This window comes from Rheinheimera sp. (assembly GCF_020217005.1).
Taxonomy (GTDB): domain Bacteria; phylum Pseudomonadota; class Gammaproteobacteria; order Enterobacterales; family Alteromonadaceae; genus Pararheinheimera.
Map to the genome: position 1 here is coordinate 1 of NZ_JAIWOI010000224.1, position 10000 is coordinate 10000.

Consider the following 10000-nt stretch of genomic DNA (forward strand, 5'->3'; position numbering starts at 1 on the left):
TCTTTTGCCACGCTTTAAAGCCCCTTTTGCTGTGGCTTTAAATGGCCGTTTTATTGCGGCGGCCCAGTATCCAAACACACAACTTCAAGCCGGTGATCAGTTGGATATTGTCAGCCCTATAGCTGGAGGTTAAGCATGCACCCCGAATTTAACATTTACCGCGAAACCTTGAACAGCAGGCTGATTTTAGGCAGTGCCCTCTATCCAAACCCGGCTTTGATGCAACAAGCCCTGCAACAAAGTGGCTGCGAAGCTGTGACGTTAAGCCTGCGTCGGCAAGCGCCGGAACAGCAAGGCGGCGAGCAATTCTGGCAGCTGATCCGCGATTTAAAACTCAGGCTCTTGCCCAATACCGCAGGTTGCCATACGGTGCAACAAGCCGTGACTTTGGCGCAGATGTCGCGGGAAATATTCCAGACCAACTGGATAAAGCTGGAGCTGATAGGCGATGACTACAACCTGCAGCCCGAGCCGATTTTATTACTACAGGCGGCCGAACAACTGCTGACGGATGGGTTTGAGGTCTTGCCTTATTGCACAGACGATTTAGTGCTTTGCAAAAGGTTGTATGAACTCGGTTGCAAAGTACTGATGCCCTGGGCTGCGCCTATAGGTTCGGGGTTAGGTGTACTCAATCCTTATGCGCTGCGGACTTTACGAGAGCGTTTGCCGGACGCCACGTTAATAGTGGATGCAGGTTTAGGTTTGCCTAGTCACGCCTGTCAGGTGATGGAAATGGGCTTTGATGGTGTATTACTGAATTCTGCCGTGGCTTTGGCCAAAGACCCTGTATTGATGGCTCAAGCTTTTTCGCAGGCAGTCACAGCAGGCCGCTCGGCATTTTTAGCAGGCGCTATGCCGAAACAGGACTTTGCCAGCCCTTCGACACCAGTGCTTGGCATGCCGTTTTGGTTGCAGGAGACGCCATGATTCAAACAACTCTTGCAGCAAATCAGGCAACAATACTGTGGAGTATTGCAGGCTCAGACAATAGCGCAGGCGCTGGTATTCAGGCCGACTTAAAAACCATTCAGAGTTTTTCTGCACCAGAACAGCCTCTGCACTTATGTACTTTAGTGACAGCTATTACCGCCCAGCATAGTTCTGGGGTCGATGCTTCTATGGCCGTCTCTGTCGATCTGCTGCACCAGCAGGCGATGGCTTTACTCAAAGATGCGAAGCCTGCTGTGATTAAAATTGGTTTACTGGTGAACAAAGCTCAGGTGCTTTGGCTGACTGATTTTCTACAGCAGCTCAGAAAAAACCAGCCTGACTTACTGGTGATTTATGACCCAGTCGCTATCAGCAGTTCAGGCTCAACTATGGCGGAACCCGGTTTATACCAGACGGTGATGCAGCATTTATTGCCACAACTGGATCTACTGACGCCTAATTTGCCAGAGCTGGAGGCTTTGACTCAAAGCCCTGATCATCAACAAGCAGCAGAGCTGTTATTCAAAGCCGGAGTAAAAGCAGTGCTGGTAAAAGGCGGCCATGCAGATACCAGTGCTTGCACAGACCAGCTTTTTATCAGCGCTGATTTTCGCTACCGCGGTTATCCGGCTTATACCCATCAGATCAGCCTTAGCAGCCCCCGCCAACAACATGCTTTTAACCATGGCACAGGTTGTTGTTTTAGCAGCGCCTTGGCGGCAACTTTGGCGTTAGGTTATGCACTGGAAGATGCTTTTGTAGTGGCAAAAACTTATATCAATCAAGGCTTAAGCCAGCCTGTTGCTGTCAACCACAGTTCAGGTACTGTCGGCCACTGGGGTTTTCCCTCCAATCCGCTGTATTTACCAGAGCTACTACCAGCTCTACAGCCACCAACTCAGCCCTTTGCACCTTTAAAAGCAGCTTTGGGCTTGTATGTGATAGTTCCTTCAGTAGCAGAACTAGAAAGAGCCCTAGCAGCCGGAGTAAAAACCCTACAGCTACGGATAAAAAGCGAAGATCAGGCACTACTGAGGCATGAAATTCAGCAGGCCATCGAGCTTTGTCAGCACCCTGATATTCAGCTGTTTATTAACGATCACTGGCAATTAGCGCTGGAGCTTGGTGCTTATGGTGTGCATTTAGGTCAGGAAGATATAGATCAAGCCAACTTAGCGGCGTTGCAACAAGCCGGACTGCGGTTGGGAATCTCCAGCCATGGCTTTTATAAGCTATTAAGGGCGCAGCAGCTTTGCCCTAGTTATCTGGCGATAGGTGCAGTTTTTGCTACCCAAACTAAAAACATGGGCGGTAAGTTACAGGGGCTACAGAAACTGGCCCGCTACACTGCGTTATTTCCACAGCTCCCATTGGTCGCTATTGGCGGCATCAATGAAAACAATGCCAAAGCTGTGCTGGCGACGGGCATCAGGCACTTAGCTGTAGTACAGGGATTTGCTAAGGCAACAGATCCCAAACTTTGGGTGCAACAGATGCAGCAATTAATCAGCGAGGCGCTTCATGCTGACTGATTTAGAGTTTATCCGTTATAGCCGCCAACTGATGTTGCCAGGTTTTGGTGAAGCCGCTCAGCTAAAACTGAAACAAAGCAAAGTATTGCTGATTGGTTGTGGTGGTTTAGGCCATGCCGCCAGTCAATATCTGGTGTCATCCGGTATAGGCCAGCTGACTTTGGTTGATGGCGATAAAGTGGAGTTATCTAACCTGCAGCGGCAAGTGTTATTTCGCGACGCAGACACAGGCTTTAACAAAGCTAAAATGGCGGTGCGCCAGTTGAAGCAGCTCAATCCGCATGGGCAAATCGAGGCTATTGAACAACATTTTAGCGCCGACAATGCCGACGCCTTGCTGGCAAAAGCGGACTGGGTGCTGGACTGTACAGATAATTTCAATAGCCGAACGCTCATCAATCAGCTCTGTCAGCACAGTCAAATCAGCCTGATTAGCGCTGCCGCTATAGACCAACAAGGCCAGTTGATGCTCTGGCCTTTTGCCCATAACCAAAGCCCCTGCTACAGCTGTTTATTCCCTGAACTCACAGACCAATCCGGTAACTGCAGCAGCTTAGGGGTACTGGCCCCTTTACTTGGGATTATTGGCTCTATGCAAGCTATGTTGCTGATCCAACAAATTATTCAGCCCGATACCCAAGCTAAATTCTGGCAGTTTGAGGGCCTGGGGTTCAGCTTAAAGTCTTATGCACTGCCACTTCAGCACTGTTGTTGCAACGAAGAAAAAATAGCGTGAATTCAGTCTCTTGGTCAGGTTATAGTGACAAAAGGAAATTAGGTTTTGTAGTGAAGGAAAGCTGTTATGCGTTTTGTCGTGCTGTTATCTGCTCTATTACTGTTTTCTGGTTGCGCTTCTATCCCTTTCAGCACTATGGCCACATTCAGCCAGTTTGATGAAAATACCCTGACCACACTGGACCCAAACCAGATGCTGGTAAAAGTCAGTGTGGGTCATGATTTTAATCTGCAGCCGGATTCCACCAAACTGCAATTGAGTGCGCAGCCAAGCAATGTCAACAGAAGCACTGAAGCAGCTTTTGGCTTGGAGCTACTGAGTCAAGTGACAGAAAAACGTGCTACAGGTCTATTTAGTGCAGATATGGAGGTCACCACCTATCAGTTTAAAATCGACAAGACTGGTATTGAAGCATTAAAAAAACTGCAGGCTCAATTTAAAACTACAGGCCTTTCAGGCGACATGAGTTTTAGTGTAGAAACAGACTTCGACGCAAAAGATGAAACAGATATTAAAGATGAAATGTGGCTTTGGATAGATATCCAACTGTCTGAACAGCAAGGTTATATTCCACTGTTTGACGCTGCTAAAATGCCAGTTAAAAAGGTTTAACACCTTTAAGCCACAGTTTGTAGCTGTGGCTCAAATGCATCGGATATCAATGGCCAACCGGAATTGGGTTTTCCGCTATGGATTCGTTAAAGGCGTTAAAGAGTGCATGTTCGCTTGAACCAGGGTTGTCACGCAGTGCTTGTATTGCGTCCACATAGACTTCGTCCCGATCTGTAGCCAGAATACGCATAGTTTCATTGACAAATAGGTCCAACGGCATAGCACGCGGGTCACCACTTTTGTGAATCAAATCAGTGTCTACCCATGGCGGCGCGACTTCCAGTACCCGAACGCCTGAATGACGTAAGGCAAAACGTTGCGACATCGCATAAGAGTGAATAGCTGCTTTAGTGGCTGAATAAAGCGCGTTGCTTGCCAGAGGCAAAAACGCCAGCACTGAAGAGTTATGGATCACAACCGCATCCTGTTGTTGCTTCAGGTGAGGCAACAACGCGGCGGTCATACGCACTGGGCCCAATAAATTCGTGTTGATGGTTGCCAGTGCATTTTCTTCGTCCAGGCCACCAGCTGCATCGTCAAAAGGCATAATGCCTGCGTTGTTAAACAGTACGTTTAATTCAGGAAACTTCGCGAGCAGCCGTTCCGCCACAGCCTTGATTTGCTCTGGATTTTGAATATCCAGCTCCAGACCGTACATACCAGGATTTGCTTGTGTCACTTCATCCAATAATGCTTTGCGACGGCCGCTAATAATTACTTGATTGCCTTGTTTGTGAAATTCTTCAGCCATAGCACGACCAATTCCTGAAGTTCCGCCTGTAATAAAAATAGTGTTTCCGGTCATTTTCATAATGTAGTTCTCTTTATATATTCGCTAAGTTTCTGATAAACAAATTATTTGGTTAGATAACGTGAGCCAGGCTTGGTATGGCCAAAACGTTGTGATAATGCTTTGCGGGCCGCTTCGAATGCATCCCACTCAGCACCGTCCTGTAATGGCGGAATAGTGATGACTTCACCTGCATCCAAACCTGCCAAGGCAGCGTCCACCATATCAGCGGTGCTCATGACTATTTCAGTGGGTAAATGCTCGTGCGGCAGGCCAGCCACACCCCAAAAATCTGTGGCTGTCGCACCTGGCAATACCGCCTGAATTCGAATGCCCTGCGAGGCCAGTTCATGCTGCAGCGACTGAGTCAATGCCAGCACATAAGCTTTGGTTGCACCATAAACACCGTTCAGAATTTCCGGCCCAACAGCGACAATAGAAGCGATGTTAATTAAGGTGCCGCCGCCCTGTTTAATGAAGGCAGGCACTGCAGCGTAGGTCAGGCGGGTTAAGGCGGTGACATTGATATCAATCATGCTGACCATGTCCTTGATATCACTCTGCATTAAAGGTGCGACAGCACCAAAACCTGCGTTATTGACCAACATGTCAATGCCACCTTTAGCGAGCAGAGCCTCTACCACAGCGGATTCTGCCGGGTTTGCTAAGTCAGCCTGCAGCAGTTGCACAGTGCGACCTGTTGCACTGCGTATTGAAGTTGCCACAGCCTCCAGACGCTCTTTATTGCGGGCGACCAGGACCAGATCATAACCACGGCGGGCTAAACGATCCGCATATACGGCACCTATGCCAGATGAAGCACCAGTGATCAAAGCAGTTTTAGTTTTCATAGTTGTTTCCTTGGAGAGCTGTTGAAGACGGCTTTATTCTGGCAGAACTTAAAATAAGATAAATGACACAAAAAACGCATTTCAGGACATGCTCAACCTATCTAATGAGTTTGCAATAAATTGGTATAAAACATATAGACAAGGCCTGATGAAGCACAAATAATAGCCAGCACAGAATTAGACCATTAAAGACATTACCCACTTTTCAGGACAAAGAATGAATAAGCGTATTGGGCTCATTGTGTATGATGATTTTCAGATCCTGGATTTAGCCGCTCTGACCGTCTTTGAATTCGCCAATACGATGCAGCAAAAAATTAACTACCAGTTTGCGTCTTTGTCGGTAGAAGGTGGTCAGGTCAGGAGCTCTACCGGAGTAGTAATAGACACTCAGCCTATTGGCTTTGGTCACTACGACACACTGATGATTGCTGGCGCATTACTGATCCCAAAAGCCATGCCGGCTTTAGAGGCTAAATTAAACGAAGCAGCTTCTGGCTCGACTCGCATTGCCAGTATTTGCACCGGAGCTTTTGTACTAGCCAATGCAGGTTTGTTGAATGGTAGAAGAGCAACTACACACTGGGCCTGGGGGCGACATCTGAAAGACCAGCACCCAGCAGTACAGGTGGATGAAGATAAAATTTATGTCAAAGACGGTCAGCTCTGGACTTCTGCAGGGGTTACAGCCTGCATCGACTTGGCACTGGCTTTGGTAGAAGCCGATTTAGGCGCTGAAGTCACTAAACATATTGCTCGTCTGATGGTAGTGCATCATAGACGGACTGGCGGCCAGTCGCAGTTTTCAGCTATGGCAGAATTGGAGCCCAGCTCAGACCGGGTCAGAGATGCGCTTAAATTTGCTAAAGAGAACCTGCAGAAAGATATAACAGTGGAAGATTTAGCTGAACATGTGCACTGGAGTCCGCGCCATTTCAGTAGGGTTTTTCATCACCAAACCGGCATGGCTCCCGCCAAAGCCATTGAAAAGTTAAGACTCGAATCAGCTCTGGCTTTGATAGAACAAGGCCACTCCTCTATTAGTCGAATTGCTGCACTGACAGGTTTTGGTGATGAAGAACGGATGCGCCGGGCTTTTTTGCGCACTTACGGTCAGTCCCCCAAAGCCTTTGTACATTTATCCCGGCTACAGCAGGACAATGTGTATTTGTCCTGAGCCTATTATCAAATAATTTTTGAAACTGATTCGGTATATCACTTATTTTATTGATGAATCATAACCTCTATTCTGCGGCCAATACTTAGACAAAACCGGAGAAAGAAATGAAACACCTGATAACACCTGCCTTATGGCTGTCTTTAACTATAAGTAGTCTGGTCAGCGCTGCCCCGGAAACCGGAAGCCTCGAGACTGTAGCTGAGTTACCAATACGACCAGGTAATGTAAGCGTCACGACACAAGGCAGAATCTTTGCCACAGTTCACCCTCTGGATACACCATCAGGTTTACAACTGATTGAAGTCGACCGCAAAACTGGTGACTACAAAGCCTGGCCTTCAAAAGATTTGCAGAAAACTGCTGCAGCTACTTCAGCACAATTTGATAGCTTGCTGGGTATTACACAAGACAAAGCAGGCCACCTCTGGACTGTAGATATGGGCTTAGAGTTAGGCCAGACCAGAATTTGGGGTTTTATTATCGACAATGGCAAGCTGTACAAACAGCTGGTATTACCGGAAAAGCTGGCGCCTAGGGGTAGTTTTATTCAGGATTTGGTGGTCGACTCAACAGCCGGTTGGATTTATCTGGCCGACATAGCTAACCCAGGCTTACTGGCCGTAAGAATACGAGACGGCCATACGGTACGTTTTTCTGGTCATACGTCGTTACAAGCTCAAGCCGACGCCGTGATGAAAGTAGACGGCCAAGTCACCTTATTTAACGGCAAAGCAGCGCAAGTTGCAGTGAATCCTCTGAGTTTATCGGCCGATGGCGAAACCCTCTATTATGGCGCTATGAATGGCACTCACTGGTATCAGTTATCTACTGAAGCTTTGCAAACAGGCAAGGCAGATCGCATCGCTGCTACTGTGAAATTAGTAGGTAACAAACCTGTGTCTGATGGTGCCACGACCTCAGCTCAGGGCCAACACTATTTCACCAATCTGAACCAGAACGCTATTGACCTGTTGGACCGAAAAAACCAGCTGAAAACACTGGTCAGCTCGCCCTTGCTGGATTGGCCAGACAGTGTGCAATTCGGCGAATCAGGTTGGTTGTATATTTCAGTCAATCAATTACACAAAGCCAAAGCTTTTAACGGCCAGGCAGAAACCGCCCAGGTTCCTTATCGGATTATGCGGGTATGGACAGGCGAAGATGGCGTTCGTCGCTAAATTTAACTGCAACCTCTGGGTTGCTCATTCATAAGGTTAAGGAGTAGGACTATGGTGTATTTATTGGCAGAAATTCAGGCCAAACCCGGTAAAGCAGAGTTGGTCAAACAAGCCTTGTTACAGATCCTGGAGCCGACCAGACAGGAAGAAGGTTGTCAGCAGTATGAGTTATTTGCCGACGAAAAAGTCGAAGGACTGTTTTTGATGCAGGAGAAGTGGACTACTGAGCAAGCATTAGAAGGCCATAACAACACAGCTCATCTGCGTCATTTTGGTGAATACTGCAAACAACAGGATGCACTGGAGCATGTGATATTAAGACGGCTTGAGTTTATTGGCTAAGTCCATTGAATTCAGGTGAAGCAGATTCGGCAGGATAAACTTAGTCCGAATCAGCTTTACCTTCCCCCGGCCAAATCGATAAAAGTACCGGTGGCATAAGAGGCTTGCTCAGATAACAGCCATAAAATGGCTTGAGCAACTTCTTCCGGCTGGCCACCTCTTTTCATCGGAATACTGTCTTTGACCCGATCAACACGACCAGGCTCGCCGCCGCTGGCGTGAATATCTGTATAGATAAAACCCGGTCTCACAGAATTGACACGAATGCCCTGCTCAGCAACCTCTTTGGATAAACCAATTGTAAATGTATCCAAGGCACCTTTGGATGCTGCGTAATCAACGTATTCCCCAGGGGATCCCAAACGGGAGGCTGCAGAGGAAACATTAACAATGGCCCCACCTTTGCCACCTAGTTTTGTCGACATACGCTTCACAGCTTCGCGGGCACACAACATGGGGCCAACAACATTAGTTGCAAAGACCCGCTGTAAACGTCTTTCATCCATACCCAGTAAGCTACGTTGCTGTTCCAGAATGCCAGCGTTATTCACCAGCGCAGTGACTGGCCCAAGCTCCAGATCAACCCGTTGAAATAACTCTACTATTTCTGCTTCAACAGCAAGGTCGGCCTGCATAGCCACAGCAGTGCCGCCTGCAGAGCGAATGTCAGCCACCACTGCATCAGCGGCCTGTTGATTGGTTAGATAGTTAACGCAGACTTGATAACCCTGAGCTGCAGCCAGTTTTGCAGTCGCAGCACCTATACCCCGGCTGCCCCCTGTCACTATCAGTATTTTGTTCAAACCCGCTTAAAGCCTATTCTAAACCCACCCCAATGCCGGCCTTTGACCAGAATAGGCACCGACAAATCATGCAGAATTTCGCCAGTGTCACGTTTATAAGTTTGTAACAGCATAGGCAAAGTATTGCTGCCGCAGCGGCTGCCAGTGCGATCGCCAAAGACGCGTTTGGTGCGGTTTTGCAGTAAATCTTTTTCGTAGTTGCCAGTTAAAGCCTGACTGTATTTTTTGTTATGGGTCGGGAAATAACCCTTACGGTCGACGCCGCCAGCATATAACACATTGGAATGACGCTCTAAAATCGGCTCCTGGATCAGAGGGAAAAACTGGTCAGTAAAACTATCATAGGCGGTATGGAATTTTTGTGGATTGGTGTTGGCTATGGGCTGATACTGCTCGGCAAACAATTGTTGTTCTGTCAGCTTGCCCTCACTCAGGGCTTTTTCAAATAAAGCCCCGATAGCTGCAGCAGCCTGCTGCGCTTCTTTCAGCACAGGGTTAAAGAAACTTTGCTCTGTAACAGTACTGAGTTCACGGTAAATACTTTCAGTTTCTACTGACAACTCAATAGCTTGCTCGGCCACAGTACTGCCTTTATGTTCTATTGCTGACAACGCTTTATTAATGCTCTGAATAGACTGGCCCAATTGTTGGCTGGTATTTTCCAAACCAGTACTGACCTGCTCTATTTGCTCCAGCGCCGCCGACACCTGGCCCACCTCTGTGTTAATACCGTTAAAACCAGCGGCCACAGATTGTAATTCCTGCTGCACATCAGCACTTAACTGCACCAACTGACTCATGACGCCTGCGGTTTGTTCACTCTGCTGCCGAATATCAGCCAGCATTTTGGCGATATCTTTGGTGGCTTCTGAGGTTTTCCCAGCTAAAGCCCTTACTTCATCCGCTACTACAGCAAAACCACGACCTTGCTCACCAGCCCTTGCTGCTTCAATAGCGGCGTTCAGCGCTAATAAGTTCGTTTGATTGGCAACACTAGTGATCACCTCAGTGATACGCTGAATATCATCAGCACTGCCTTTGAG

General features: G+C 47.8%; 12 protein-coding genes. 8 read left to right on the forward strand and 4 right to left on the reverse strand.

The window, feature by feature from the left end; genetic code table 11:
* Positions 1 to 31: 31 nt before the first annotated feature.
* The 5 genes from LDL40_RS18785 to LDL40_RS10995 all read left to right on the forward strand — a co-directional run bounded on the left by LDL40_RS18785 (position 32) and on the right by LDL40_RS10995 (position 3813).
* Positions 32 to 133: a MoaD/ThiS family protein gene (locus LDL40_RS18785; protein WP_367304314.1), complete on the forward strand. Its 102-nt coding sequence runs from the start codon at positions 32 to 34 to the stop codon at positions 131 to 133.
* A gap of 2 nt (positions 134 to 135) precedes the next feature.
* On the forward strand, positions 136 to 930 hold the full coding sequence (locus LDL40_RS10980; protein WP_300995409.1) for a thiazole synthase: 795 nt from the start codon (positions 136 to 138) through the stop codon (positions 928 to 930).
* Complete coding sequence (thiE, locus tag LDL40_RS10985) at positions 927 to 2465, forward strand: thiamine phosphate synthase (protein ID WP_300995410.1); 1539 nt, start codon at positions 927 to 929, stop codon at positions 2463 to 2465. Before LDL40_RS10980 ends, thiE begins: the two co-directional genes overlap by 4 nt.
* Positions 2455 to 3201 (forward strand): HesA/MoeB/ThiF family protein, encoded by a 747-nt coding sequence (locus LDL40_RS10990; protein WP_300995411.1) that lies wholly within the window; start codon positions 2455 to 2457, stop codon positions 3199 to 3201. The genes thiE and LDL40_RS10990 overlap by 11 nt, the downstream gene beginning before the upstream one ends.
* Positions 3202 to 3267: 66 nt before the next feature.
* On the forward strand, positions 3268 to 3813 hold the full coding sequence (locus tag LDL40_RS10995) for a hypothetical protein (RefSeq protein WP_300995412.1): 546 nt from the start codon (positions 3268 to 3270) through the stop codon (positions 3811 to 3813).
* A 46-nt stretch (positions 3814 to 3859) separates the two neighbouring features.
* On the opposite strand, the gene LDL40_RS11000 is transcribed toward LDL40_RS10995, so the two are convergent.
* Positions 3860 to 4624, reverse strand: coding sequence for an SDR family oxidoreductase (locus LDL40_RS11000; protein ID WP_300995413.1), 765 nt, complete (start codon positions 4622 to 4624; stop codon positions 3860 to 3862).
* 44 nt (positions 4625 to 4668) lie between these two features.
* Positions 4669 to 5454, reverse strand: a complete 786-nt coding sequence (locus LDL40_RS11005) for an SDR family oxidoreductase (protein WP_300995414.1) — start codon at positions 5452 to 5454, stop codon at positions 4669 to 4671.
* A gap of 217 nt (positions 5455 to 5671) precedes the next feature.
* Between LDL40_RS11005 and LDL40_RS11010 the strand changes: the two genes are divergently transcribed.
* The 3 genes from LDL40_RS11010 (at position 5672) to LDL40_RS11020 (ending at position 8154) form a co-directional block, all read left to right on the forward strand.
* A complete protein-coding gene (locus LDL40_RS11010; protein ID WP_300995415.1) occupies positions 5672 to 6631 on the forward strand; it encodes a GlxA family transcriptional regulator in 960 nt (319 codons plus the stop codon).
* Between the two features lie 107 nt (positions 6632 to 6738).
* On the forward strand, positions 6739 to 7812 hold the full coding sequence (locus LDL40_RS11015) for an L-dopachrome tautomerase-related protein (RefSeq protein WP_300995416.1): 1074 nt from the start codon (positions 6739 to 6741) through the stop codon (positions 7810 to 7812).
* A gap of 51 nt (positions 7813 to 7863) precedes the next feature.
* Positions 7864 to 8154, forward strand: coding sequence for a putative quinol monooxygenase (locus LDL40_RS11020; protein WP_300995417.1), 291 nt, complete (start codon positions 7864 to 7866; stop codon positions 8152 to 8154).
* 56 nt (positions 8155 to 8210) lie between these two features.
* On the opposite strand, the gene LDL40_RS11025 is transcribed toward LDL40_RS11020, so the two are convergent.
* Both LDL40_RS11025 and LDL40_RS11030 read right to left on the reverse strand, forming a co-directional pair.
* Positions 8211 to 8957 carry an SDR family oxidoreductase gene (locus LDL40_RS11025; RefSeq protein ID WP_300995418.1) on the reverse strand — a complete coding sequence of 249 codons (747 nt, stop codon included), beginning with the start codon at positions 8955 to 8957 and terminating at the stop codon, positions 8211 to 8213.
* The coding region (locus LDL40_RS11030) for a methyl-accepting chemotaxis protein (protein WP_300995419.1) at positions 8954 to 10000 on the reverse strand (1047 nt) is incomplete at its 5' end. The genes LDL40_RS11025 and LDL40_RS11030, both read right to left, overlap by 4 nt.